Genomic DNA, 24,347 nt, shown 5'->3' on the forward strand with positions numbered 1-24,347 from the left:
CCAGCAGTGGTCTGGACCACCCTGCTGTCGTGCCAGCTCCACAGACCCCCGCCATCTGGTCCCGCTCGTTCCGGCTCTACTTCACCGCCCGCAGCAGCGGCCTGCTCGGCGACGCGATGCTGCCGGTCGCCGTCGCGGCCGGACTGATCGGCTCCGGACACCCCGTCAGCACCGTCGGCTACGCGCTCGCCTGGTGGCTGGCGCCGTTCGCCGGCCTGATCCTGATCGGCGGCGTGCTCGCCGACCGGTTCACCGCGCGCCGGATGATGATCGGCGCCGACCTGGCCAACCTGGCCACCCGGGTGCTGCTCGCCGCGGTCTTCTTCGAGGGCGTCCACCACCCCTGGCAGCTGTACGCGCTGCTCGCGGTGGCCGGCGCGGCGGCCGCGATGTTCCAGCCCGGCGCGGCCAGCACCGTGCCGCTGGTGGCCCGCGACGTGCAGGGCGCCAACGGGGTGCTGCGCACCTCGGAGGCGGTCACCGCGCTGGCCGGTCCGGCGCTGGCCGGCACCCTGGTGGCCACCGGGTCCACCGGCTGGGTGATGGTGATCGCCGCCTGTACCTTCGGCCTGAGCGCGAGCTGCCTGCTGGCGCTGCGGCTCGGCCCGGTGCCCGCGCCGCCGCCCGGTGACAGCCTCTGGCGCAACCTGGTGGTCGGCTGGCGGGAGTTCCGGGCCCGCCGGTGGATGTGGGGCGTGATCCTGATCTGGACCGTCTACAGCGTCTTCGGCTACGGCCCGCTGATCCCGCTGGCCGCCGGGGTGCTGGTGCCGGCCCACGGCTCGGCGGTCTACGGCCTGCTCAGCGCGGTGTACGGGGTCGGCACGGTGGTCGGCGGGCTGGTCGCGATCCGGTTCAAGCCGGCCCGCCCGCTGGCCGCAGGCAGCCTGGCGATGCTGGCCGCGCCGCTCTACCCGCTGGGCATCGCGCTCGACCTGCCGGTGCCGCTGCTCGCCTGCTGCCTGCTGATCGCCGGGGCCGGCTACACCTTCTGGGGCGTCATGTGGGCCACCAGCGTGCAGACCCAGGTGCCCGGCGAGGTGCTGAACCGGATCCACGCCTACGAGGTGGCCGGCTCGGTCTGCATGGTCCCGCTCGGCAGCGCGCTGGCCGGCCCGGCCGCCTCGGCCTGGGGCGCCCGCGCGGTGCTCAGCGTCGGCGCGGCCGTCACGGTCGGGGTGGTGGCCGCGCTGCTGCTCACCCCGGCCATCCGCGGCCTGCGCCGGGTGCCGGAGGGCCCGGTGGCCCAAGGCCCCGCCGGTGGCCCGATCCTGACGGAAGATGGCAGTCAGGCCACTCGTCCGGCCCCGGCCGGGCGGCGAGACTCTCCGGTGTGACCAAGCTCGAAGCCACCCCAGCCGGCACCGCCGACCTCCCCCAGCCTTCGGCCGGGGGCGCCCCCAAGCGGCCCCGGCTCCACTACTCCTGGGTGATCGCCGCCCTCTCGCTGCTGGTGCTGGTCGGCTCGGCCGGCTTCCGCTCCACGCCCGGCCTGATGATGACCCCGTGGAACAGCGAGTTCGGCTGGTCGCACGGGATCATCAGCCTGGCCGTCTCGATCAACCTGGTGCTCTACGGCCTGACCGCGCCGTTCGCCGCCGCCCTGATGGACCGGTTCGGGGTGCGGCTGGTGACGGTCTGCGCCCTGCTCACCATCTCGGTCGGCTCCGGCCTCACCGTGCTGATGACCCAGAGCTGGCAGCTGCTGCTCTGCTGGGGCGTGCTGGTCGGCTTGGGCAGCGGCAGCATGGCCGGCGCCTTCGCCACCACGATCAGCGGCCGCTGGTTCCAGGCCCGGCAGGGCCTGGTCACCGGTGTGCTGACGGCGGCCGGCGCGGCGGGCAACCTGGTCTTCCTGCCGGTGCTCTCCTGGCTGGTGCAGGCGCAGGGCTGGCGCACGGCCGTGGTGGTGGTCTCGCTCTGCGCCACCGCCGTCTCGGTGCCGGTGCTGCTGCTGATGCGCGAGCACCCGTCCGACCTGGGGCTGCTGCCCTACGGCGCGAAGCCCGGTGACGAACTGCCCGCGCGGATCTCCGGCCGGGCCGTCTCCCGCACCGTGCGGGTGCTCCGGGACGCCATGCGCAGCGGCGTCTTCTGGCTGCTGGCCGGCTCCTTCGCGATCTGCGGCGCCACCACCGTCGGCCTGGTCGGCACCCACTTCATCCCCGCCGCGCACGACCACGGGATGCCGGAGACCACCGCGGCGAGCCTGCTGGCGCTGATCGGCCTCTTCGACGTGATCGGCACGATAGCCAGCGGCTGGTTCACCGACCGCTTCGACTCCGGCCGGCTGCTGATGGTCTACTACGGGCTCCGCGGCTTCTCGCTGCTCCTGCTGCCGCAGCTCTTCGACGTCTCGGTGAAGCCGCCGTTCCTGGCCTTCGTGGTCTTCTACGGCCTGGACTGGGTGGCCACCGTGCCGCCGACGGTGGCGCTCTGCCGCCGCCACTTCGGGGCGGACGCGCCGATCGTCTTCGGCTGGGTGCTGGCCTGCCACCAGATCGGGGCCTCGATCGTCTCCACCGCCGCCGGCGTGATGCGGGACAAGTTCGGCGACTACGACCTGGCCTGGTACGGCGCCGGCGCGCTCTGCGCGATCGCGGTGGTCTGCTGCTTCGCGGTGAACCGGCGGCCGCTGCCGGGCGGCCTTGTCGTCGCGGCTCAGTAAGGTCGCGGGCATGAGCCTGCACTTCCTCCTCGACCCGGAACCGACTCCCGAGCTGCGCGCCGAGATCGTCACGCTCTGGACGGACGCGACCAACGCCGGCGGTGCGATCGGCTTCGTGGCGCCGGTCACCGAGGAGGAGGTGGGGCCGACCGCGGACAAGCAGCTTGCCGGCCTCGGCGCGGTGGAGGACCCCGACGCGGACCGGCTGCTGATCGCCCGGGACGAGCAGGGCCGGCTGGTCGCGGCGCTCTTCTTCGAGAGCATGCGGTTCGACCTGATGGCGCACTGGCGGCTGCTGAAGCGGGTGATGGTGGACCCGAAGCGGCAGGGCCGCGGCCACGGCCGGCAGCTGCTCGCCGAGGCCGACCGGGTCGCCCGCGGCTGGGGCCTGGCCGGGCTGCGGCTCACCTGCCGCGGCGGGCTCGGCCTGGAGCGGTTCTACACCTCCTGCGGCTACACCGAGGTCGGCCGGGTGCCGGGCGCGATCCGGGTGGCTCCGGGGGACGACCGGGACGAGATCACCCTCTGGCGTTCCCTCGTCTGAGAGAGGTCCTCGAAGATCCGCCGGGCAGGCATGCTTCACTGGGAGACCGCCGCACCCGCGAGAGAGCCGAAGGACACCACCGTGAGCAGCAAGAAGCACGCCACGCTCCGCTACACCTCGTTGCGGGCCAGCATCTTCCTCGCCTGCCTGCTGGTCACCTCGCTGCTGGGCCACTTCGGCGTGATCCCGGTGGTCGGCGCGACCGGCGCGGTCTTCCTGGTGCTGCTGGCCGCACTGGTCTCGGCGCCGATCAGCTACGTGGTGCTCAGCAAGCAGCGCGACGAGATGTCCGCACAGGTGATCGACAAGGTCAGCGGCATCAAGGAGCGCACCGCCCGCCGGATCGCCGAGCAGAACACCGGCGAGGACGAGGCGGACGAGGCCGCCCGGGCCGCCGCCGGCCAGCAGTAGGACCGTGGGCACCCCCGCGCGCCGCCCCACCGGACGGGACGTCGCCCGGCTGGCCGGTGTCTCGCAGGCCACCGTCTCGCTGGTCTTCTCCGGTGCCGAGTCCGGCCACCGGGTCTCCGCCGCCACCCGGGAGCGGGTGCTGGAGGCCGCCCGCGGCCTCGGCTACCGCCCGCAGGCGGCCGGGCGCCAGCTCCGGCTGGGCCGCAGCGGCATGGCCATGCTCTCGGTGCCCAACCTCCAGGGCCCGTTCTTCGGCCGGGTGCTGGCCGGGGTGCACGAGGAGGCGGCCCGGCACGGGCTGGCCGTGGTGGTCAGCTCCGGCTGGACCGCCGCCGGGCTGGCCGAGGCCGCGACCACCAGCCGGTTCGACGGCCTGCTGATCTGCTCGCCCGACGACAGCCAGCTCGGCGAGCTGCCGCCGGGCACCCCCGCCGTCTTCCTGGACGCCGACCCGGCCGCGGCCGGCGGTGCCCCGACCGTGGAGCTGGACCTGGCCGGCGGCATGGCCGCCGCGGTGGCCCACCTGACCGGGCTCGGCCACCGCCGGCTCGGCCGGCTGCGCTCGGTGCACAGCGCGCACACCTTCCGGGTCCGCCAGGCCGCCTTCGAGCGCGTCGCCGCCGGGCTGGAGGTGCTGGAGTACGGGGTCTCGCTGAACCGCGGCGAGTCCGCCGCCCGGACCGCGGCCGCCGAACTGCTGGGCCGTCCGGACCGCCCGCACGCCGTGCTCTGCGACGACGACGTGGTGGCCTCCGGGCTCTACCAGGCCGCCGCCGACCTGGGCCTGCGGATCCCGCAGGACGTCTCGGTGGTGGGCATCGACAACATCTCGGTGGCGGCGCTGCTGACCCCGCCGCTGACCACCGTCGACCTGCCGGGCGAGCAGCTGGGCCGCACCGGGATCGCCGCGCTGGCCGCGCTGCTGACAGGCGGTCAGGTGGAGCCGGTGGCCCCGCTGGCCACCCGGCTGATCGTCAGGTCGTCCACCCGTGAGCCCCGCTGAGTCGAACCGCCGTACGGGTGAATTCGGGTCGGCCGCGTTCGAGTCGTCCGGGCATCAATGGGACAGTCGGATGAACTGCACAGTATGCGCACACCCTTCCGGACCGGGCGGATCGTCTCGGTTCTCGCCCTCCTGGCAGGCTCACTGCTGGGCAGCGGCATGCTGGCAACGCCAGCACAGGCCGCCATCTCCTTCACCAAGAGCGTGGACAAGGCGACCGCCTCTCCGGGGGAGAACGTCACCTTCACGCTCAAGTACACCTGTTCCGTCGCCGAGTGCACCGGCGGGCAGATCACCGACACCCTGCCGGCGAACATGCAGTTCGTCGGCTGGACGCCCGACCCCACCTCGGTGGACGTGGCGGGCTCCACCGTGCCGGCCCAGGGGGCCATGGGCGGCACGATGAACATCAAGCTGAACAACCTCAGCCCCGGCACCACCGCCTCGATCACGGTGGTGATGAAGTACCCGAACTTCTCCACCCCCAACGGCGCCGCCTCCACCAACTCGGCAACCCTCTCGGCCACCGGGGAGACCACCCAGACCGCCACCGCCGACACCAAGGCGCGGGTCGAGCCGGAGTACAGCGTCACCAAGGGCATCCAGACCAGCAGCCAGGACGGACGGACCGTCACCTACCAGTTCAGCACCTGCGCCACCGGCAACGTGCCGAACGTCAACCTGGAGCACAACCGGCTGCTGGACACCCTGCCGGACGGCGCGGTGGTGGACACCGGCCGCTCCCCGGGCTGGACCCAGGTGACCACCAGCCCCAACGTCTGGGCCTACGACAACGGCGACTTCACCACCCCCAACGGCGGCTGCAAGCAGCCGGGCGCGATGGTGGTCAACTACCCGGACCCCGCCTTCCCGACCGGGACCATCGCCACCAACAACGTGGAGCTGCGCGGCACCCCGCTCGGCGGGACCGAGCGCCGGCTGGACACCGACAGCGCCACCACCGGCCCGTTCCAGACGCCGGTGACCGGCGTGGTGGTCACGGCCAGCAAGGTGTGGGGGGCCAACTCGGTCGCCGGTGACATCAACACCCTCAGCCTCTCGGCCACCAACACGGCCGGCCCGGCGACCAGCCTGAACATCACCGACCCGGGCGCGGGCAGCACCGGCGGCGTCTTCAACTGGATCCGGGCGCAGTCCTTCCAGTTCGAACCGTGGAACCCGACCAGCATCGTGCTGGACCTGAAGTACCGGCTGAACGGTGACCCGACCTGGCTGACCTTCAGCCCGAGCAGCCCGCTGAACGGCTCCAGCGCCCGCCGGATCACCTTCGTCGACGGTGCGGGCGACCCGGCCGACGACCTGCTGGGCATCCCGGCCGGCCGCTGGCTGGACGGCATCGACCTCACCTGGAACGGCCCGATCCCGACCGGCTGGAGCCCGGGCAACGCGGTGCAGCTGGTGGCCCAGACGATCACCCCCGGGCACGACGGCACCGCCGCCCCGGACCCGCTGACCAACTGCGTGGACACCGCCGCCACCGACGGCACCACCAACGCCAGTGCCAACTCCTGCGCCCACTCCACCGTCAAGGCCGCCACCAACCTGGGCGCGGCCAAGACCACGGTGGCCGGCGCGGTCTCCTCGCCGGGCGGCACGGCCACCTTCCAGGTGATCCCGTACAACCGCACGGGCCGGGACCTGGACCGCCCGCTGGTGCTCTACGACCTGCTGCCGGCCGGCCTGGTCTACGTGGACGGCTCGGCCCGGCGGGACCCCGCCTACCCGGACACCGTCGCCCCGCAGTCCGTCACCGTCACCCCCGGCCCGGACGGCCGGCAGATCATCAGGATGGAGTGGCCGGCCGGCGCGCCGGACATGACCTACCTGCACGACGACAAGGCCTACCGGACGCTCTTCGACGTCCAGGTGGCCGGCAGCGTCGGCGCGGGCACCCTGGTCAACGACGTGTACGTGACGGTCGACCAGCCGACCCTGCCGGTGGCCTGCTCCTACTTCGGCTCCGACAGCGGCAGCACCCCGGACGTGCTCGACCTGAACGGCAACGGCGACACCTCCGAGCTGCTGTGCCACGCCTCCTCCAACGTGCAGGTCGACGCGCCGAGCGTGCTGCGCTCCTACAAGGAGGTCAAGGGCGACCTGGACGCCGACTACGGCAGCATCGGCACCTCGACCCCCGGCGGCCAGATCTCCTACCGGATGACGGTGCGCAACGACTCGCCGGACCCGGTCACCAGCTTCATCGCCTACGACAGGCTGCCCGCCCCGGGCGACACCTACGTGCTCACCCAGGACGCCCCGCGCGGCTCCGTCTGGACCCCCTCGCTCAGCCAGCCGATCACCAGCAGCGACCCGACCGTGCTGATCGAGTACACCACCGACGCCAACCCCTGCGTGGAGACGGCGCTGGTCACCCGGGTGGGCTGCAACGCCGGCGCGGTCTGGAGCAGCACCTTCCCCGGCCCCGGCACGGCCACCTGGTTCCGGGTGCACCGCCCCGGCACCCTGGCCTCCGGCGCCTCGTTCACCCTGACCTGGCCGATGGTCGCCTCGGTGGACGCGGCGGACGGCGAGTACGCCTGGAACAGCTTCGCCTTCACCGCCACCGACCACAGCGGGCAGCAGCTGCTGCCCGCCGAGCCGGCCAAGGTCGGCGTGGCCGTCAAGCAGACGGCGCCGTCGAACAACGCGCTCGGCGACTTCGTCTGGCTGGACCGGAACGACTCGGGCATCCAGCAGGGCGGTGACACCGGTGTGGCCGGGGTCAAGGTCAACCTGCTGGACGGGAACGGGCAGCCGGTCCGCGACAAGATGGGCCGGCCGGTCAGCACGGTGACCGACGCGAACGGGCACTACCTGTTCGACAACCTGCCGGACGGTGCCTACCAGGTGCAGTTCGACCTCACCACGCTGCCGGCCGGGGCCACGGTCTCCAGGCAGCACCAGGGGACGGACGGGGCGAAGGACTCGGACGCCGACCAGGCGACCGGGATCACGCCGACCGTGCACCTGTCGGGCGGGCAGCGGGACCTGGACGTGGACATGGGGGTGGTGGAGCAGCCGACGCCTACGCCGACGCCGACTCCGACGCCCACTCCGACCCCGACCCCGACCCCGACGCCCACTCCCACGCCCACTCCGACCCCGACGCCCACCCCGACCCCCACGCCCACCCCGACTCCTTCGCCGACGGTGTCGCCCACCGAGTCGCCCACCGAGTCGCCGAGCCCCAGCGCCACGGTGACGCCGGAGCCGACCCGGACGGTCACCCCCACCCCGTCGCCGAGCAGCACCTCGCTGCCGAACACCGGTAGCGGAGTGCCCGGGGAGTTCCTGACCGCGCTCGGCGCCATCGCGGTGCTCGCCGGTGCCGTGATCTGTGCGGTGGCCTACCGCCGCCCCGGGAAGCACAGCTGACGCACCACCAGTGACTGACCGAACGTCAGACCGTCACACCCAGTGGCGCCGCCGCCGGCGGCGCCACTGGCGCGTCCAGCCGCCCCCGGGCGGCGAACAGCAGCACCCCGCCGAGCGTCACGCCGCCCACCGCGCACCAGGTGACGGCGGTCAGCGAGACCGAGACCAGCGCGCCGGAGACCGCGTAGCCGAGCGAGTTGCCGGTGGCGAAGAGCGTCACCAGCCAGGCGAAGGCCTCGGTCACCGTGCCGACCGGCGCCAGTTCGGCGACCAGCACGAAGGCCGCTGCCAGCAGCGGCGCCAGCCCGAGGCCGGAGAGGAAGGCCAGCGCGGTCATCGGCCAGGGCGCGGGCAGGGCGAGCAGCGGCAGGTAGCAGGCGGCCATCCCGAGGGCCAGCGCCCAGGTGCGGGTGCCGGTGGAGCTGCGCCACTTCACCGCGCCGTAGCCGAGCGCGCCGAGCAGCCCGGCGAAGGCGGCCACCGCGAGCAGCAGCCCGGCACCGCCGGGGAGCGCGCCGCGGTGGCGTTCGGCGTAGGCGATGAAGAGCACGTTCTGTGCGCCGACCGTCCAGCCCGCGCCGGCCAGACCGATCAGCAGCAGCACCAGCCCGGGGGAGCGCAGCGGCCCGAGGATTCCGCTGCCGTGCGCGCGGGCCGGCGCCCGCCAGCGGCGGGCGGGGGCGGTGGTGGCCACCACCAGCGCGCCGACGAAGCCGAGGCCGGCGGCCGTCCAGAGCGCCGTCACGGGTCCGGCGGTGCCGGCGATCAGCGCCACCGCGAGCGGGCCGGCCACGTAGAGGATCTGCTGCGAGGCGGAGTCGAAGGCGTAAGCGGTGTCCAGCTGCTCCTCGGCCACCACATCCGGCCAGAGCGAGCGCAGGCAGGGTTCCAGCGGCGGCATCGCGAGCCCGGCGACGGCCGCGCCGGCTATCGCGGCGGGCGCACTGCCGGGCGCGAGGGCGAGCAGCGCGTAACCGAGCCCGGCGACCAGTGCGGAGCAGAGCAGCACCTTGGGCTGGCCGGTGCGGTCGACGATCCGCCCGAGCACCGGGCCGCCGATCGCGGCGGAGAGCGCGTAGGCGGCGGTGGCCAGCCCGATCCGGCTGTACGGCGCGCCCGCCTCGCGCAGCGCGAGGGCGATCACCAGGGCGGTCATCCCGGCGGGCAGCCGGCCGAGCAGGGTGCCGCCGAGCAGTCGGAGGACGTGCGGGGCGCGGAGCAGGGCCAGGTAGCCCACGGGGATCTCCCGGGAGTGAGTCAGGGGGGCGGTGAGCTTGAAAGTTATACGTATAACAAGGCTGGGGTCAACCGAGCAGGTGTCTGGGTGCGGGGGTCGTTCGTGGCCGGATCTGAAACTTCTACTTTGAACATCTCAAAGGTTCGCTGCTAACGTGTCGGCCATGACCACCCCAGGAGCACTCCGGCAGCAGGGCATGAGCGGTTCGCTCATGCCGCGCGCCGCGCTGTGCTCAGGGGTCGAGGAGTGCCGCTGCGTCCGCTCGTGTCGAGTTCCGAGCTGTAGCTAGGCGGCGTACCGCCCGCTCCGGCCCCGTGCGGCCGGCTGCCCCTCCCTGCGTGCGCCGCCCTGCCCCCGCCTCCCCCCGTTCCCGCCACACCCCGGAGTAGCACCCCCATGTCCTCCACTCCCGCGCCCCCGGCCCTCGGCCGCCTGCGCCGCACCCCGTTCTGGGTGCAGATCGTCGCCGGCCTGGTGCTCGGCGTCGTGCTGGGCTTCATCGCCCGGCAGAACGATGTCTCCTGGCTCACGACCACGCTGGACACCATCGGCAAGACCTTCGTGCAGCTGCTGAAGCTGGCGGTGCCGCCGCTGGTCTTCACGGCGATCGTGGTCTCCATCGCCAACCTGCGGAACGTCGCGAACGCGGCGCGGCTGGCGGTCCGGACGCTGCTCTGGTTCGGCATCACCAGCCTGATCGCCGTGTCGATCGGCCTGGCCATCGGCCTGCTGACGGACCCGGGCACCGGCACCCACCTGTCCACGACCGGCCTGAAGGCGCCTCAGGACTCCGGCTCCTGGGTCGACTTCCTGACCGGGATCATCCCGACGAACATCGCCGACGCGTTCCTGAAGGTGAACGTGCTGCAGATCGTCTTCCTGGCGATCGTGGCCGGCGCGGCGATCCTGAAGGTCGGCGCCAAGGCGGAGCCGATCCTGAAGCTCAACGAGTCGCTGCTGGAGCTGGTGCAGACGGCGCTCTGGTGGGTCATCCGCCTGGCCCCGCTCGGCACGCTGGGCCTGATCGGCAAGTCGGTGGCGAAGTACGGCTGGGACCTGCTCCGTCCGATGGCCACCTTCACCGCCGACATCTACGTCGGCTGCGCCCTGGTGCTGTTCGTCGTCTACTCGCTGCTGCTCCGCTTCGCGGGCGGGCTGAACCCGGTGCGGTTCTTCCAGGGCGCGTGGCCGGCGATCCAGCTGGCGTTCGTCTCGCGGTCCTCGGTCGGCACCCTGCCGGTGACGCGCCGGGTGACGGAGCGGCTGGGCGTGCCGAGCGAGTACGCGAGCTTCGCGGTTCCGTTCGGCGCCACGACGAAGATGGACGGGTGCGCCGCGATCTACCCGTCGATCGCCGCGATCTTCGTCGCGCAGGTCTACGGCATCCACCTGGGCATCGGCGACTACCTGCTGATCGCGTTCGTGTCGGTGATCGGTTCGGCGGCCACCGCCGGCCTGACCGGCGCCATCGTGATGCTGACGCTGACCCTGTCGACGCTGGGCCTGCCGCTGGAGGGCGTCGGCCTGCTGCTGGCGATCGACCCGATCCTGGACATGATGCGGACGGCGACGAACGTCGCGGGGCAGGTCGTCGTGCCGATCCTGGTCTCGGCGCGGGAGAAGACGCTGGACCTGGCGGCCTACAACGCGCCGAAGGAGCTCTACGACGAGCCGGCGGTCCCCCTGGCCACGGCGGCCTGATCCGCCGTCACGCCGCAGCGAACCCCTGGTGCCCACCGGCGCCGGGGGTTCGCTCGTTCGTGTGAGCGGAGCGGGAGCACCGGGCGGGGCGGGGATACGGTGGCCGGCGAACCGGAAGGAAGTGCCATGGGCGCGGAGCGGGCGCGTGAGTACGAGGTCGACGATCCGGAAGCGGCGCTGAAGTTCGCCATTCGCCACATCGAGGGCGATCGGGTGGAAATCATCGAGGGGGTGATCCGGCACGAGTCGCCGAGCTGGTACCACGAGTCGGTGACCGACGTCCCGCGAACTGGCAAAGGGCGGAAAGTCCCTATTGCCCGAGCAGACGCTGATGGTGGTCGAGGTGAGCTCGGAATCAAACGGAGATACGGATCGGCTGGTGAAGCGACGCCGATATGCGGAGTACGGTGCTCCGATTTATCTCCTCGTCGACCGGCGGCAACGCTCTTGCACGCTCTTCGCCGAACCCGGCTCGCCGGGCTATCCGCGCGTATCGGGCCCGCACCCGTTCGGCACCCCCGTCGAACTCCCCGAGCCCTTTGCGCTGGCGCTCCGTACCGACGAGTTCTGACAAAACGGCAGGGGGCCCGCAGAGGGCCCCCTTGGTACTGCTATTCATGCTCATGGGGCCCCTTGGCCGGGCCGCCGGCGGGCCCACGGGGGCCCGGAGCGATCAGGTGATCATCAAGTGATCAGACAGGGGTGACGTTCTCCGCCTGCGGACCCTTGGGGCCCTGGGTGACGTCGAAGCTGACCGACTGGTTCTCCTCCAGCGAGCGGAAGCCGCTGGCGTTGATCGCGGAGTAGTGGACGAAGACGTCCGGGCCGCCGCCCTCCTGGGCGATGAAGCCGAAGCCCTTCTCAGCGTTGAACCACTTGACGGTTCCCGTGGCCATGCCGTTCTCCTTGCGAGGGACGTGTTGGACGCCACACGTGTTGTGACGTCCGGTCCGCTGCGCTGATCGCCCCGCCTCCGGGATGTGGGCCCGGAGTTTTTCGCATAATGCTGCAATGCTGAAAAACTACAAAAAGCCTGCGGTTACATGCTCCGCAGGCTTCAAGTACTGCAAGGGGAATCAAACTGCAACTGAGTGAAACCGTAGCACGGAGAGGCGGGCTCGACCAGGGTGTGTCCGAAGCTGCGCGAGGGGCGTGTCGGGGTGTGTCGCACGGGGGTCCTGACGGTCTGCGGAGCAGCCGGGCATACCCTGCCAGAACAGCTTGAACAGGCAGAGGGAGCAGGCAGTGGCCGATCTTGTGGAACGCGTTGACGAGGGTATCGGCGCCGCCCCCGGCGGGGGCCGGCAGGCACGTCCCCGGGTCGGCCACATCGAGTTCCTGAACTGTGTTCCGCTCTACTGGGGGCTCGGGCGCACCGGGGCGCTGCTCGACCTCGACCTGACCCGGGACACCCCCGAGAAGCTGAGCGACCAGCTGGTGGAGGGCCGGCTGGACATCGGCCCGATCACCTGCGTCGAGTACCTGCGGCACGCCGAGGAGCTGGTGGTGCTCCCGGACATCGCGGTCGGCAGCAACGGGCCGGTGATGTCCTGCGTGATCGTCAGCACCGTGCCGCTGGACCAGCTGGACGGCCGTCCGGTCGCGCTCGGGTCCACCAGCCGGACCTCCGTCCGCCTGGCCCGGCTGCTGTTGGAGGAGCGGGACGGGGTGCGCCCCGAGTACTTCAGCTGCCCGCCCGACCTGGACGCGATGCTGGCCCGGGCCGACGCCGCCGTGCTGATCGGCGACCCGGCGCTGCGGGTGACCCTGGAGGCCGACCGGCACCCCGAGTACACCGTGCACGACCTCGGGCAGCTCTGGAAGGAGTGGACCGGCCTGCCGTTCGTCTTCGCCGTCTGGGCGGCCCGCCGGGAGTTCGTCGAGCGCCGGCCCGAGCTGGTCACGGCCGTGCACCGGGCGTTCCTGGAGTCCCGCGACCTCTCCCTGCTGGAGGCGGGCGAGGTGGCCGCGCACGCCGCCCGCTGGGAGGGCTTCGACGCGGCGGTGCTGGAGCGCTACTTCAGCGAGGCGCTGGACTTCTCGCTCGCCGGGCCGCAGCTGGCCGGCATCGCCGAGTTCGCCCGCCGGGTGGCCCACGACAGCGGCTTCGCGCCGGACGTGACGGTCCGGCTGCTGGAGCGGGCGCCGGTGGTCTGACTCCGCTACCCGTCGGCCGCGCGGCCCGCACCCGGTACGGTGCGGGGTGTTCGACGACGGGGGAGAGGGGACGGGGCGGATGGAGCCACTGGAGGCGGCGGACCCGAGGGAGCTCGGCGGCTACCGGCTGCTGCGCCGGCTCGGCGCGGGCGGCATGGGCCGGGTGTACCTCGGGCGTTCGGCCGGCGGGCGCACCGTAGCGGTCAAGGCGGTCCGCCCGGAGCTGGCCGACGACCCGGAGTTCCGCGCCCGGTTCCGCCAGGAGGTGGCCGCCGCCCGCCGGGTGGACGGCCGCTGGACCGCGCCCGTGCTGGACGCCGACACCGAGGGCCCGGCGCCCTGGGTGGCCACCGGCTACATCGCCGGCCCCTCGCTGACCAGCGCCGTGCAGCGGTTCGGCCCGCTGCCGGCGCAGACCGTCCGGGTGCTCGGCGCGGGCCTGGCCGGCGCGCTGGCGGCGGTGCACGGGCTCGGCCTGGTGCACCGGGACGTCAAGCCGTCCAACGTGCTGCTGGCCCTGGACGGGCCGCGGCTGATCGACTTCGGCATCGCCCGGGCGCTGGACGCCGGCACGCTGACCCAGTCCGGCTTCGTGGTCGGCTCGCCCGGCTTCCTCTCGCCCGAGCAGGCCCGCGGCGACCGGGTCGGCCCGCCCAGCGACCTCTTCTCGCTGGCCGCCGTGCTGGCCTACGCGGCCACCGGGCGCTCGCCGTTCGGCGAGGGGGTGAGCGCGGCGGTGCTGCTCTACCGGGTGCTGCACGAGGAGCCCGACCTGGCCGGGCTGCCCGAGGGCCCGCTGCGCGCGCTGCTCGCCGAGTGCCTGGCCAAGGACCCGGCCGCCCGTCCGACCCCCGAGCGGCTGGCCCAGCGCCTGCTCGCCCTGGAGACCGTGCAGGCCCTGGACTCCGCCGCGGCGCCGGCCGGCGACCAGGCGACGGTCCGGCTCGGCCGCCCCGGCTGGCTGCCCCCGGCGGTGGCGGAGGCGGTGGGCCGGCAGGCCGTCGAGCTGCTGGAGCTGGAGGCGGAGCCGCCGTCCGCACCGCCGGCTGACGCCCCGTCGGCCGGCCGCACCCCGCGCCGCCGCACGCTCGCGGCGGTGCTGGCGGGCGTGCTGCTGCTCGGCGCGGGCGGCGGGCTGGTCGCCTGGCACCCGTGGGCGGCCGCGACGAAGAACCAGGGGGACTCCTCGGACGACCGCAGTTCACCGGCCGAGTCCGCTCCGGACGCTCCGTCCGACTCCCCGTCCGAGTCCCCGTCCGCCGCCGAGTCCCCGTCCGAGAACGACCCGCCGGACTCGCCCGCCGCCGGCTCCCCGACCGGGGGCACCGCCCCGCCCCTCCCCCCGCCCTCCCCGGGGCCGAGCGGCGCCAGCGCCGTCCCCGTCGCCTTCCTCGGCACCTGGAGCGGCCAGGTGACGACCGACCACCTCGGCAGCCTGGGCCAGCAGTCCATCACGGTGACCGTCCGGGCCGCCGACCTCGGCGCCGAGAACACCACCAGCGTGGACGCCAGCGGCCTGCTCAACCTCACCTGCCGGGGCGCCTGGACCCTCACCTCGGCCACCCGGACCGCGCTGGTCTTCCACTCCCGCCTGGTGGCCGGCACCGGCTGCACCGACGGAAGCACCGAGGAGCTGGACCTGAACGGCGACGGCACGCTGGCCTACCACTCGCAGGACGGCCCCGCCGGCAACCCCAAGGCCACCCTGCACAAGGCGGGCTGACCGGCCGCCGCAGGGCCCGACCGGGCACCGGTCCGGCCGGACCCTCTGGCGTAGGCTGAGCCGGTCAGCACCCTGGACATACCGGAAGAAAGAAGGCCGCCAGGTGACCGAGGTAGCCGCGCCCACCGCCGCGCCCAGCAGCAGCGACCTGCAGGCCGTCCTCGACCGGGCCGCGGCCGGCGGTCGGATCACCCCGGAGGAGGCGCTGGAGCTCTACCGCTCCGCGCCGCTGCACGCCCTCGGCACCGCGGCCGACGCGGTGCGCCGGCGCCGCTACGCGGGCACCGAGCACATCGCGACGTACATCATCGAACGCAACATCAACTACACCAACGTCTGCGTCACCGCCTGCAAGTTCTGCGCCTTCTACGTGCCGCCGAAGAGCGACAAGGGCTGGTCCCGGGACCTGGACGAGATCCTGCGCCGCTGCGCGGAGACGGTGGAGCTGGGCGGCACCCAGATCATGTTCCAGGGCGGCCACCACCCGGACTACGGCGTGGAGTACTACGAGCGGAACTTCTCCGCGATCAAGCAGGCCTTCCCGGAACTGGTGATCCACTCGCTGGGCGCCTCCGAGGTCGAGCACATGGCGAAGATCTCCGGCGTCTCCATCGAGGAGGCGATCTCCCGGATCCACACCGCGGGCCTGGACTCCTTCGCCGGCGCCGGCGCCGAGCTGCTGCCGGAGCGCCCGCGCAAGGCGATCGCGCCGCTCAAGGAGTCCGGCGAGCGCTGGCTGGAGATCATGGAGACGGCGCACCGGCTGGGCGTGGAGTCCACCTCCACCATGCTGATGGGCACCGGCGAGACCAACGCCGAGCGGATCGAGCACCTGCGGATGATCCGCGAGGTGCAGGACCGCACCGGCGGCTTCCGGGCCTTCATCCCGTACACCTACCAGCCGCAGAACAATCACCTCAAGGGCTCCACCCAGGCGACCGTCTTCGAGTACCTGCGGATGATCGCCATCGCCCGGCTCTTCCTGGACAACGTGGCGCACATCCAGGGCTCCTGGCTGACCACCGGCAAGGAGGCCGGCCAGCTGTCGCTGCACTACGGCGCGGACGACCTGGGCTCGGTGATGCTGGAGGAGAACGTGGTCTCGGCGGCGGGCGCCAAGCACCGCTCCAACCTGACCGAGCTGATCCACCTGATCCGCACCGCCGGCCGCACCCCGGCCCAGCGCTCCACCACCTACCAGCACCTGCGGGTGCTGGACGACCCGGCGAACGACCCGGTGGACCCGCGGGTGGCCTCGCACATCGCCTCCACGGCGATCGAGGGCGGCACGGCGCATCCCGAGCTGAAGATCCTCGACAACGCCTGATGCTGACCCTCCACCAGTGCGCCGACGGACCGTCGGTGCTGGTCCGCGACGACCGGATCGAGGCGATCGGCCCCGCCGCCGAGCTGGCCGGCGCGCACCCGGGGGCCCGGGTGCGCGACTGGCCCGGCGCCCGGATCACCGGGGGCGCGGTCGAGCAGGCCGGCGGCGAGCTGCTGGAGCGGCGCTACCACCCGGACCCGCGCGAGGGGATCGGCACCGAGCCCCGGGAGCTGCCCGCCGGGCTGACCCCGGCGGGCCTGGGCGGCAGCGCCCGGCGCGGGCTGCAGGCGCTGCTGGCCCGCGGGGTGACGGCGCTGACCGGGCCGTTCGAGCGGCCCGAGGTGCGCACGGCGGTGGCCCGGTCCGGGCTGGCGGTGGTCGCCGCCCCCGGGGCGCGGGAGCCGGCGGTCGGCGGACGGGCGGATTTCGTCGTGCTGGAGGCCGGATCCGATCGCTGCCTGGCCACGGTACTGGCCGGTAGGATCGTCTACCGGGCCCGCGGCTGACGGCGTTCGGCTTGCGGCTGACGGGCCGTCGGTTCACGAACTCCCGGTGTCGGGCAGTGGTCTGATTCGGACTCGCCGTGACCTGAGGGGCCGCCAGCGGTTACGATCCCGGTCGGTCCCGCCGGACGGTGTCCCCCCGAACGGCGTGCCCCCTCACCGTCCCCTACGGGAAGCCAGGCCCCCGTCCATGCGATCCCCGTCCGCGCCCGACGCCCCCCGGATGGGCCGCGGCTGGTACCTCGCCGCGCTGCTCAGCGCCGTGGTGGCGCTGGGCATGTGCCTGCTGGGCTGGCGGCAGTCCGAGCTGGCCGACAAGATCGGGGCCCACCCGGTCCGGGTCCAGGGCACGGTCACCCAGCTGCCCGGCGGCAGCGGCACCTACAGCGCCGTCAGCTACCCGGCGGGCGGCCAGCAGCACTCGGCGGCCGACCTCCAGCTCCCGTCGGGCGCCAAGGTCGGCGACCCGATCTGCCTGGAGCACGCGGCCTCCGACGCCGGCGCGGTCCGGGTCTGCAACCAGACCTACCCGCAGCCCGCCGGGGTCCGGCTGGCCCAGATCAGCGTGCCGGTGGCGGTGCTGTTCTGCGGCCTCTGCCTGCTGCGGATCCGCCGCCACCACCGGCGGGTCGCCTTCCGCTCGGGCCGCGGCACCCAGGTGATGGCCACCGTGGCGCTGGCCACCGAGGCCCTGGCCGAGGGCATGCCGGCGATCACCCAGGGCAAGCGCTCCCGCCGCCGCCACAAGGCCGTGCGCCGCCCCGCCCGCTGACCGCACTGCGGACCCCTGGCGGGGTACCGGGCGCCCAGGGTGAACAATGGGGTACGTGACCCGAGCCAATCTGGACAAGCAGCCGCACGAAGTCGCCGCCATGTTCGACGACGTCGCGGCCAAGTACGACCGGACCAACGACGTGCTCTCGCTCGGCCAGGCCCGCGCCTGGCGCCGCGCGGTCGCCGACGCGGTCGGGGCCGGGCCGGGCGACCTGGTGCTCGACCTCGGGGCCGGCACCGGCACCTCCTCGCTGCCGTTCGCGGCCGCGGGCGCCAAGGTCGTCCCCTGCGACTTCTCGATCGGCATGCTGGCCGAGGGCAAGCGCCGCCACCCCGAGCTGGCCCTCACCGCCGGCGACGCCACCAGGCTCCCGTTCGCCGACGACTCCTTCGACGCGGTCACCATCTCCTTCGCCCTGCGCAACGTGCACGCCACCGAGGAGGCGCTGGCCGAACTCCTCCGGGTCACCAGGCCCGGCGGCAAGGTGGTGATCTGCGAGTTCTCCACCCCCACCTGGACCCCGTTCCGCACCGTCTACACCGAGTACCTGATGCGTGCCCTCCCCCCGGTCGCCACCCGGGTCAGCTCCAACCCCGACGCCTACGTCTACCTCGCCGAATCCATCCGCGCCTGGCCCGACCAGCCCGCCCTCGCCGCCCTCCTCCAGCAGGCCGGCTGGCAGCGCGTCGCCTGGCGCAACCTCACGGGCGGCATCGTGGCGCTGCACCGGGGGTTCAAGGCCTGAGCCGTCAGGGGCGAAGCGGCAGCCGGAGGATCAGCCGGTCGTCCCCGGGCCCGAAGTAGTCCGGCCGCTCGCCGGCGAGCGTGAAGCCGAGCGAGCGGTAGATGTGCAGCGCCACCGTGTTCTCCCGGTCCACGCTGAGCCGCAGCTCGCCGACCCGGTCGGCGGTGAGGAGGGCGATCGACTCCTCCATCAGCTGCCGGCCGTAGCCGAGGTTGCGCAGCTGCGCCAGGACGCCGAGCCCGAGTACCCAGCTCTGCGCGTGGTCCGGGGTGGTGGCGAGCAGCGCGTAGCCCGCCAGCTCCTCCTGGTGCTCCAGCACCAGGAAGCGGCCGCCGTGCACCTCGAAGAGCTGCCGGAGTACGAAGAACGGGTACGGCTCCTCGGGGAAGATCTGCTGGTCGATCCGCTCCAGCCGGCCCAGGTCCCGCTCGGTGGCGAGCCGCACCAGGCCGGGCTGCTGGTGCTTGAGCGACGGCTGTACAGGGTGCATGGGATTACCCTCTCGTCGGCTGACCATACTGCGCTGGAAAGGGGCCAACTCCCCTTGCAGTACGGTACGATGACACCCTTTCAGGAACCAGCGCTCGTACGGGCGGAAATGCGCCAGTCCCGGCCACCACTCCCCCCGGGGCGCCGCAGGGAAGTTGTGAGTATGGATGCCACCCCCGCGCTCGACGCCAGGGCCCTCACCAACAGCCAGGCCCCCTGGGACTCCTTCGATCCCGAGGCCTACCTGGAACACAACTACCGGACGCTGCGCGCGGACGACCGGCAGATCCTGGCGGCGGTGCGGGACCACTTCACCGCGCACTTCGAGCAGCGCCCGGCCGCCGGGCTGCGGGGCTTGGACGTCGGGGCCGGCACCAACCTCTACCCCTCGCTGGCCATGCTGCCCTGGTGCGAGCGGATCACGCTGTTCGAGCGGTCCAGCGCCAACGTCGGGTGGCTGGAGGCGGCGGTCCGGGAGTACGGGACCAACTGGGACCCGTTCTGGGAGGTGCTCTGCGAGCAGCCGGCCTACCGCGGGCTGCCCGATCCCCGGGCCCGGCTGCGCGAGGCCGCGGAGGTGGTGCGCGGTGACCTCTTCGCCGAGCTCGACCTGCCCGAGCGGGCCGCCGACATCGGCACCATGTTCTTCGTCGCCGAGTCGCTCTCCACCGACTACGACGAGTACCGCGGCGCGGTCGGCCGGTTCGCCCGGGCGCTGCGCCCCGGGGCCCCGTTCGCGGTCGCTTTCATGGAGAACTCGACCGGTTACGCGGTCGGGGGCGAGACCTTCCCGGCCTGCAAGATCGAACAGCCCGACGTGTTGAACGGTCTCCAGGGCTACGCTGAAGATGATCTGACGATCAGTCATATCGATGTCCCGGGGAGTTCGCCGCTGCGCGACGGGTACAGCGGCATGCTGCTGGCCCTGGGGCGGCTGCGCGGCTGACCCGGCCTAGTCGGAACCGAGGTGGGACGTGCGGATCAAGCCACGCCAGCAGTTGCTGGAGATCTGGGAGGCGGTCGCCCCCCAGCTCCAGCACGAGCACCAGCCCGGCGCGCTGCCCAACTGCGTCAGTGAGGCCGAGCGGCTGCTCTGCCTGCTCTACCCTGCCACCGAGGTGCCGGTGCTCCGCCTCGACGAGCCGGACCGGACGGCCGAGGACGTGCTGGCCGCCCTGCGCAAGCTCGGCGACAGCGTGGAGATCCCGCGTGCGCTGATGGATGCCGCCGCCGACTACTTCGAGCGGAACAGCATGTCCGGGGTGCCGACCTTCGGCGCCGGTGACTACTACCGCTCCGACGAGGCGGACGCGGAGATCACCGAGGAGCAGCTGCGGCTCGGCGTGGTGGACTCCTACTCGCTCTCCATCACGCTCTGCCTGGCAACCCTCGGCTTCCTCAAGGTGTTCAGCCGCAACCTGACCCGGTCCGACCTGCGCCGACGGGCCGACGAACTGCAGGAGGCCGCCTCGGTGCGGCTCTCCGCCGCGATGGCCGCGCTGCTGCGCTGCTTCACCGTCTCGGTCTTCGAGGCCGACTCCGAGCGCGGGCAGGTGCTCTGCGAGCGGATCAACCGCGCGGGGCTCTCCAACCGGGCCGTGGTGCAGAAGCTGCAGACCAAGCTGCAGCCGCTGCGGGCGAGCATCCGCGACCAGTTCACCCTCGGCCTGGCGGGCGGCGACGCGCTGGAGAACGAGAACCTGCTCTTCGAGTGCGGCTGGTCCTGGGGCGTGGTGGAGGGCGCGCCGCCGGTCGACACCCCGGAGGACATCGGCCCGCAGCCGGCCGGAGTGGCCCAGAACGCGCCCTACCTCTACTTCACCGTGGTCGCGCTCGACGGCATCGCCGACCTCTTCTCCGACCGCACCATGATCCTCGGCCTGCTCAACGAGGGCCAGCAGCGCCTGGCCAACGCGCTGCAGCTGCGGTGGAAGCTGACCCAGGAGTACTGGTCCACGCTGGCCCGGTTCGAGGACCAGGCCTGGCCGCTGGAGGACATCCCCTGGCGCACCACCGACGGCCAGGACTCCCTCTACTTCTCCCTGCTGGTCAGCTCGATCCTGGTGCAGGACCTGCTGCGCCGCCGGGCCACCGACGCCGACCTGAACCGCACCGTCAACGTGCTGGAGGAGCTGGGCGTCCGCTCCAAGACCACCCGGCGGATGGTGCCGGGCGATGCCGGGCTGAGCCTGCACCGCCAGGGCGTACCGCTCACCCTGCTCGGCAGCGAGCGGCTGGGGCCGATGCTGCGCTGGTCGGTTGCCGACTTCTCGCCCCAGCTGCTCAAGCGCACCGTCCAGCTGGCGAAGCTGGCGCAGGCCGTCGGCCCGCACGACCGGCTGCTCCGGCTGGCCGAGCAGATCATGGACCACCTCTGGCAGCGGCGAATCCCCAGCGGCCAGTTCGCCCGCCTCTGGGACGACCTCAGCGCCGTCTCACCGGACGTGGAGACGCACACCGAGGCGGTCTCCTGGAGCCTCACCGAGCGAATGGTGGAGGCGCTGATCGCCACCGCCGACATGATCGGTGAGACGCCGATCCGCTCGCCCCGGCTCACCGAAGTCGCCACCGACCTGCTCGGCGAGGCGGACCACCTGCTCGACAAGGAGATGATGGCCGCGGCGGCCGGCGGCTTCGCCTCGGTGCAGAACACCCTCAACCAGGCCGAGTCCCGGCTGCAGCTGGCCCGGCGGCTGCTCCGCGACAGCCCCGGCACCGCCTGCGCGCTGGCCGTCCAGGTGCTCACCGCGCTGGACGAGCTGGCTGCCGCCCGCCGCACCGCCGCCTGGGGGAGTTGACGCCCGGTGCTGATCTTCGCCACCTCGGACAAGGGCGGCACCGGCCGCTCGGTCACCAGCGCCAACATCGCCTACCGCCGGGCACTGCGCGGCGACGACGTCTGCTACCTGGACTTCGACTTCGGCTCGCCGACCAGCGCCGCCGTCTTCGACGTGCCGACCGCGCTGCGCGGCTCCGAGCAGCCGGGCCTGCACTCCTACCTGCGCGGCGAGGCCGCCGAGCCACGCCGGCTCGACATCTGGTCCGAGTCGGAGAGCCAGGCGCTGCACCGCCGTCCGGCCGGGTCCGGCCGGCTGGTGCTGCTGCCCGGCGACCAGGGCGGCGGGGAGTTCGTGCTCGGACCGGACACGGTCCGGCGCTGCACCGAGCTGTTCCTGCGGCTGGCGGAGGAGTTCGAGATCATCCTGGTGGACCTCAGCGCCGGCCGCTCCTACGCCGCCCAGCTCGCCCTGGAGGCCACCTCGCAGCCCGAGCTGGCGATGCTGACCGCCAGGTGGCTGGTCTTCCACCGCTGGACCCGTCAGCACATCATCGCCGCCGCCGGGTTGGTCTACGGGGAGCGGGGCATCATGGCGACGGCGGCCTCCCGCGGCCACGACGCACAGCTGATGCGGGACTCGGTCAGGTTCGTCCGGGCGGCCGTGCCCGATGCCAGATCACCGATGTTCACCGATCTGCGCCCGGCCCAGGCGCAGTGGCTGAGCATCTGCGACGAGGAGCTGAACCGGCTCGCCGCCCAGCACCGCCTCGGCCCGACCCTGACCCTCGGTAAGGTCCCGCTCGACCCGGTGCTGCAGTGGCGCGAGCAACTGATCACCGACGACGACGTGCTGCTGCACCAGGTGGCCAATCTGGAGACCGCCCAGGCCTTCGCCGACCTGGCTGCGGCACTCACCGACGACCAGCGCTGGGAGTCGCCGTTGTGACCGACGGCGGGGGAGGGGCGATGGAGACCACGTTCCGGGAGGCCTCGGCCGACCCGCGCACTGCGGCACTGCCGCTGGCCCACCTCTCGCTGGAGCTGGGCCACCTCTACATGGACGACTTCGCCGCCGGACCGGACCGGCTGCGCGAGCATTTCGCCCGGGTCCGGCCGTGGGCCGACGCGGCCCGCGAGAGCTGTGCCCGCGGCCGCTCGCGCCGGCCGCGGGTCAGCACCTGCTTCCTGATCGACGACTACTTCACCCGGTTCTCCTCGCCCGCCGAGGTGGTGCCGCAGATCATCGAGCAGGCCGCCGCGGCCGGCCTGGTGATCGACTACCTGGCCCGTGAGTCCGCCTGCGCCGAGGCCGGCGGCGTCCGGCCCGCGCAACTGGTCGAGGCCCGGCTGGTGCAGTCGCCGCCGCCCGGCAGCAACGGCTCCCGCCCGCCGGCCAGCGAGAGCGGCTGGCTGAGCAACGGCGAGCGCTCGCCGGCGGACTCCCTCGCCGAGGCGATGAGCGCGTCGGCCGGCTGGCGGCCGCCCCGGGAGATCGAGGCCCGCAACCACTCGGTCTTCCTGGACGTGGAGCTCTGGGACGAGCGGCACGGCCGGCGCACCTGGTCCTGCCCGTTCCTGGCCGCCGTCTGGCAGCTGCTCCGGCTGGGGCTGCTCCGCGACCAAGGGCAGGAGGTGCTGCGGCCGGCCGACCCGCCGGAGGCGTTTCCGGCCTCCTGGGATGCGCTGGCGCCGCTGGTGCGGCTCAACCCGGGCGCCGCGCCGTTCGCCGCCTACCGCACCTTCTCGGTGCTGGCCGGGCGGTTCCTGCCGATCGAGCACGCCGTGGCGGTGATCCTGGACCAGTGGTCGCCGGAGGAGCCGGTGCTGCGCCAGCTCGCCGACCGGGCCCGGCAGGAGGGGATCGAACTGCCGGACGGGGTGCGGGCCCGGGTGGACTACCTGTTCAACGGGCCGTCATGAGCGGCCGGCTGGTTCTGGGCGAGGTCCGCACCGGACTGCTCCAGCACTCGGTCGAACTCTCCCACCCGGTCGCGCTGCAGCTGCTCCACCTGCGCCACGGCGAGCGGGTGCGCAGCTCCGCCCGGCCCAACCAGCAGGTCCGCTCGGCCGAACTGCTGACCGGAGTGGACTGCCCGCTGCCGACGGCCTCCCGCAAGGCGGTGCGCGGGGTCGGCACCGCGGTGGCGCAGGCCGTGCTCACCGAGGGGCGGGTGCTGCAGGCCTCGGTGCGGGCCGGGATCGGCGAGCGCGGCGTCGGGATGCGGCTGCCCTGGGGCCACTACCTGGCCCGGCCCGGCACCGTCGAGCCGACCGGACCGGTCACCGACGCCGAACTGGTGGCGGGCTTCCTCGAGGTGCCGTCCGGCGGGCAGCTGGACCTCGGGGCGATCGCCGAGCGGCTGCTGACCGACCTGCAGGGCCGTCCGCAGCTGGACCGGCGGGCCCCGTTCAAGTCCCGCCGCACCCGGCTGCTGTGGAGCTGCGAGCAGGGTCCGCCCGGCGCGCACTTCACCATCGAGGACGGCACCCTGCGCACCTTGCGGCTCAGCCTGGAGCAGGTGGACCCGATGGCCGTCGCGGCCTTCTGCGAGGACCTGGCGCTGCACGACTGGCTGTTGACCGCGCTGACCCAGCTGATCGAGCGCAGCGGCCTCGGCTCGGTGCCCGGCGCCGAACCCGTGCTGCGGCTGCGCCCGGCCGTGAACCATCTGCTCCATCTGTGGATGCCCGGCGCCCGGGTGGACCGGTTGCTGGCCCAGGTGTGGGGACACCTGGAGACCAGCCCCGGATTCACCCGCCAGTGGGCGGCGGCCGTCCAGCGGATCCGCGACCAGTTGGCGTTGCAGGCCGTCGGCCTGAGCGCCCCGATACCTGAGCGCTAGTCACACCGTCCCGGGGGAGAACACGATGATCGAGCGTCACGCACCA

General features: G+C 73.0%; 21 protein-coding genes and 1 pseudogene. 19 read left to right on the top strand and 3 right to left on the bottom strand.

The genetic code is table 11. From position 1 onward, the window contains the following. The first annotated feature begins 29 nt into the window (after window positions 1-29). The 6 genes from ACFYNO_RS16415 to ACFYNO_RS16440 all read left to right on the top strand — a co-directional run bounded on the left by ACFYNO_RS16415 (window position 30) and on the right by ACFYNO_RS16440 (window position 8,022). Window positions 30-1,337 carry an MFS transporter gene (locus ACFYNO_RS16415; protein ID WP_388011746.1) on the top strand — a complete coding sequence of 436 codons (1,308 nt, stop codon included), beginning with the start codon at window positions 30-32 and terminating at the stop codon, window positions 1,335-1,337. After that, complete coding sequence (locus ACFYNO_RS16420) at window positions 1,334-2,668, top strand: MFS transporter (RefSeq protein ID WP_388011748.1); 1,335 nt, start codon at window positions 1,334-1,336, stop codon at window positions 2,666-2,668. Before ACFYNO_RS16415 ends, ACFYNO_RS16420 begins: the two co-directional genes overlap by 4 nt. Before the next feature lie 10 nt (window positions 2,669-2,678). Then, complete coding sequence (locus tag ACFYNO_RS16425; protein ID WP_388011750.1) at window positions 2,679-3,212, top strand: GNAT family N-acetyltransferase; 534 nt, start codon at window positions 2,679-2,681, stop codon at window positions 3,210-3,212. An 81-nt stretch (window positions 3,213-3,293) separates the two neighbouring features. Further along, window positions 3,294-3,623, top strand: coding sequence for a DUF4229 domain-containing protein (locus tag ACFYNO_RS16430; RefSeq protein ID WP_388011752.1), 330 nt, complete (start codon window positions 3,294-3,296; stop codon window positions 3,621-3,623). Window positions 3,624-3,627: 4 nt separating this feature from the next. Then, entirely contained in the window at window positions 3,628-4,626 is a 999-nt protein-coding gene (locus tag ACFYNO_RS16435) for a LacI family DNA-binding transcriptional regulator (RefSeq protein WP_388011754.1), read from the top strand. A gap of 84 nt (window positions 4,627-4,710) precedes the next feature. Then, window positions 4,711-8,022 (top strand): SdrD B-like domain-containing protein, encoded by a 3,312-nt coding sequence (locus tag ACFYNO_RS16440; RefSeq protein WP_388011756.1) that lies wholly within the window; start codon window positions 4,711-4,713, stop codon window positions 8,020-8,022. Window positions 8,023-8,047: 25 nt separating this feature from the next. Here ACFYNO_RS16440 and ACFYNO_RS16445 read toward each other — a convergent pair whose 3' ends face one another. After that, window positions 8,048-9,259 carry an MFS transporter gene (locus ACFYNO_RS16445; RefSeq protein ID WP_388011758.1) on the bottom strand — a complete coding sequence of 404 codons (1,212 nt, stop codon included), beginning with the start codon at window positions 9,257-9,259 and terminating at the stop codon, window positions 8,048-8,050. A 396-nt stretch (window positions 9,260-9,655) separates the two neighbouring features. Between ACFYNO_RS16445 and ACFYNO_RS16450 the strand changes: the two genes are divergently transcribed. Together ACFYNO_RS16450 and ACFYNO_RS16455 are read left to right on the top strand one after the other, a co-directional pair. Then, on the top strand, window positions 9,656-10,960 hold the full coding sequence (locus ACFYNO_RS16450; protein ID WP_388011760.1) for a dicarboxylate/amino acid:cation symporter: 1,305 nt from the start codon (window positions 9,656-9,658) through the stop codon (window positions 10,958-10,960). A gap of 126 nt (window positions 10,961-11,086) precedes the next feature. Continuing rightward, window positions 11,087-11,531, top strand: a pseudogene (locus tag ACFYNO_RS16455) (Uma2 family endonuclease). Window positions 11,532-11,652: 121 nt separating this feature from the next. Here ACFYNO_RS16455 and ACFYNO_RS16460 read toward each other — a convergent pair. After that, window positions 11,653-11,856, bottom strand: a complete 204-nt coding sequence (locus tag ACFYNO_RS16460; RefSeq protein ID WP_388011762.1) for a cold-shock protein — start codon at window positions 11,854-11,856, stop codon at window positions 11,653-11,655. 382 nt (window positions 11,857-12,238) lie between these two features. On the opposite strand from ACFYNO_RS16460, the gene ACFYNO_RS16465 reads away from it, so the two are divergent. The 6 genes from ACFYNO_RS16465 (at window position 12,239) to ACFYNO_RS16490 (ending at window position 18,190) form a co-directional block, all read left to right on the top strand. Continuing rightward, on the top strand, window positions 12,239-13,117 hold the full coding sequence (locus ACFYNO_RS16465; RefSeq protein WP_388011926.1) for a menaquinone biosynthetic enzyme MqnA/MqnD family protein: 879 nt from the start codon (window positions 12,239-12,241) through the stop codon (window positions 13,115-13,117). A 79-nt stretch (window positions 13,118-13,196) separates the two neighbouring features. After that, entirely contained in the window at window positions 13,197-14,840 is a 1,644-nt protein-coding gene (locus tag ACFYNO_RS16470) for a serine/threonine-protein kinase (RefSeq protein WP_388011764.1), read from the top strand. A 103-nt stretch (window positions 14,841-14,943) separates the two neighbouring features. Further along, window positions 14,944-16,167 (top strand): cyclic dehypoxanthinyl futalosine synthase, encoded by a 1,224-nt coding sequence (gene mqnC, locus ACFYNO_RS16475; RefSeq protein ID WP_388011766.1) that lies wholly within the window; start codon window positions 14,944-14,946, stop codon window positions 16,165-16,167. Further along, window positions 16,167-16,673, top strand: a complete 507-nt coding sequence (locus ACFYNO_RS16480) for a hypothetical protein (protein ID WP_388011768.1) — start codon at window positions 16,167-16,169, stop codon at window positions 16,671-16,673. The genes mqnC and ACFYNO_RS16480 overlap by 1 nt, the downstream gene beginning before the upstream one ends. A 187-nt stretch (window positions 16,674-16,860) precedes the next feature. Next, the gene (locus ACFYNO_RS16485) at window positions 16,861-17,442 is read left to right on the top strand and encodes a hypothetical protein (protein WP_388011770.1); all 582 of its coding nucleotides are present in this window, start codon (window positions 16,861-16,863) and stop codon (window positions 17,440-17,442) included. A 55-nt stretch (window positions 17,443-17,497) separates the two neighbouring features. After that, entirely contained in the window at window positions 17,498-18,190 is a 693-nt protein-coding gene (locus ACFYNO_RS16490) for a demethylmenaquinone methyltransferase (RefSeq protein WP_388011772.1), read from the top strand. Window positions 18,191-18,194: 4 nt separating this feature from the next. Here ACFYNO_RS16490 and ACFYNO_RS16495 read toward each other — a convergent pair whose 3' ends face one another. Then, window positions 18,195-18,680 carry a GNAT family N-acetyltransferase gene (locus ACFYNO_RS16495; RefSeq protein WP_388011774.1) on the bottom strand — a complete coding sequence of 162 codons (486 nt, stop codon included), beginning with the start codon at window positions 18,678-18,680 and terminating at the stop codon, window positions 18,195-18,197. 162 nt (window positions 18,681-18,842) lie between these two features. Here ACFYNO_RS16495 and ACFYNO_RS16500 point away from each other — a divergent pair, with 162 nt between their 5' ends. From ACFYNO_RS16500 to ACFYNO_RS16520, 5 genes are read left to right on the top strand one after another with little or no spacing between them, the layout of a single operon-like run. Next, window positions 18,843-19,625: an SCO2525 family SAM-dependent methyltransferase gene (locus ACFYNO_RS16500; protein WP_388011776.1), complete on the top strand. Its 783-nt coding sequence runs from the start codon at window positions 18,843-18,845 to the stop codon at window positions 19,623-19,625. A 28-nt stretch (window positions 19,626-19,653) separates the two neighbouring features. After that, window positions 19,654-21,477, top strand: a complete 1,824-nt coding sequence (locus ACFYNO_RS16505) for an SCO2524 family protein (RefSeq protein WP_388011778.1) — start codon at window positions 19,654-19,656, stop codon at window positions 21,475-21,477. Between the two features lie 6 nt (window positions 21,478-21,483). Then, the gene (locus ACFYNO_RS16510; RefSeq protein ID WP_388011780.1) at window positions 21,484-22,404 is read left to right on the top strand and encodes an SCO2523 family variant P-loop protein; all 921 of its coding nucleotides are present in this window, start codon (window positions 21,484-21,486) and stop codon (window positions 22,402-22,404) included. Between the two features lie 20 nt (window positions 22,405-22,424). Further along, entirely contained in the window at window positions 22,425-23,378 is a 954-nt protein-coding gene (locus ACFYNO_RS16515) for an SCO2522 family protein (protein ID WP_388011782.1), read from the top strand. Then, on the top strand, window positions 23,375-24,301 hold the full coding sequence (locus ACFYNO_RS16520) for an SCO2521 family protein (RefSeq protein WP_388011784.1): 927 nt from the start codon (window positions 23,375-23,377) through the stop codon (window positions 24,299-24,301). Before ACFYNO_RS16515 ends, ACFYNO_RS16520 begins: the two co-directional genes overlap by 4 nt. Window positions 24,302-24,347: the final 46 nt, after the last annotated feature.

Source organism: Kitasatospora sp. NPDC006697 (genome assembly GCF_042869935.1).
Taxonomy (GTDB): Bacteria; Actinomycetota; Actinomycetes; order Streptomycetales; family Streptomycetaceae; genus Kitasatospora.

Excerpts from the sequence above, each read along its gene's own strand:
- ACFYNO_RS16425 (WP_388011750.1), top strand. The coding sequence starts at position 2,679 with ATGAGCCTGCACTTCCTCCTCGACCCGGAACCGACTCCCGAGCTGCGC.
- ACFYNO_RS16440 (WP_388011756.1), top strand. The coding sequence starts at position 4,711 with ATGCGCACACCCTTCCGGACCGGGCGGATCGTCTCGGTTCTCGCCCTC.
- ACFYNO_RS16450 (WP_388011760.1), top strand. The coding sequence starts at position 9,656 with ATGTCCTCCACTCCCGCGCCCCCGGCCCTCGGCCGCCTGCGCCGCACC.
- ACFYNO_RS16460 (WP_388011762.1), bottom strand. The coding sequence starts at position 11,856 with ATGGCCACGGGAACCGTCAAGTGGTTCAACGCTGAGAAGGGCTTCGGC.
- ACFYNO_RS16470 (WP_388011764.1), top strand. The coding sequence starts at position 13,197 with ATGGAGCCACTGGAGGCGGCGGACCCGAGGGAGCTCGGCGGCTACCGG.
- ACFYNO_RS16480 (WP_388011768.1), top strand. The coding sequence starts at position 16,167 with ATGCTGACCCTCCACCAGTGCGCCGACGGACCGTCGGTGCTGGTCCGC.
- ACFYNO_RS16485 (WP_388011770.1), top strand. The coding sequence starts at position 16,861 with ATGCGATCCCCGTCCGCGCCCGACGCCCCCCGGATGGGCCGCGGCTGG.
- ACFYNO_RS16495 (WP_388011774.1), bottom strand. The coding sequence starts at position 18,680 with ATGCACCCTGTACAGCCGTCGCTCAAGCACCAGCAGCCCGGCCTGGTG.
- ACFYNO_RS16500 (WP_388011776.1), top strand. The coding sequence starts at position 18,843 with ATGGATGCCACCCCCGCGCTCGACGCCAGGGCCCTCACCAACAGCCAG.
- ACFYNO_RS16515 (WP_388011782.1), top strand. The coding sequence starts at position 22,425 with ATGGAGACCACGTTCCGGGAGGCCTCGGCCGACCCGCGCACTGCGGCA.
- ACFYNO_RS16520 (WP_388011784.1), top strand. The coding sequence starts at position 23,375 with ATGAGCGGCCGGCTGGTTCTGGGCGAGGTCCGCACCGGACTGCTCCAG.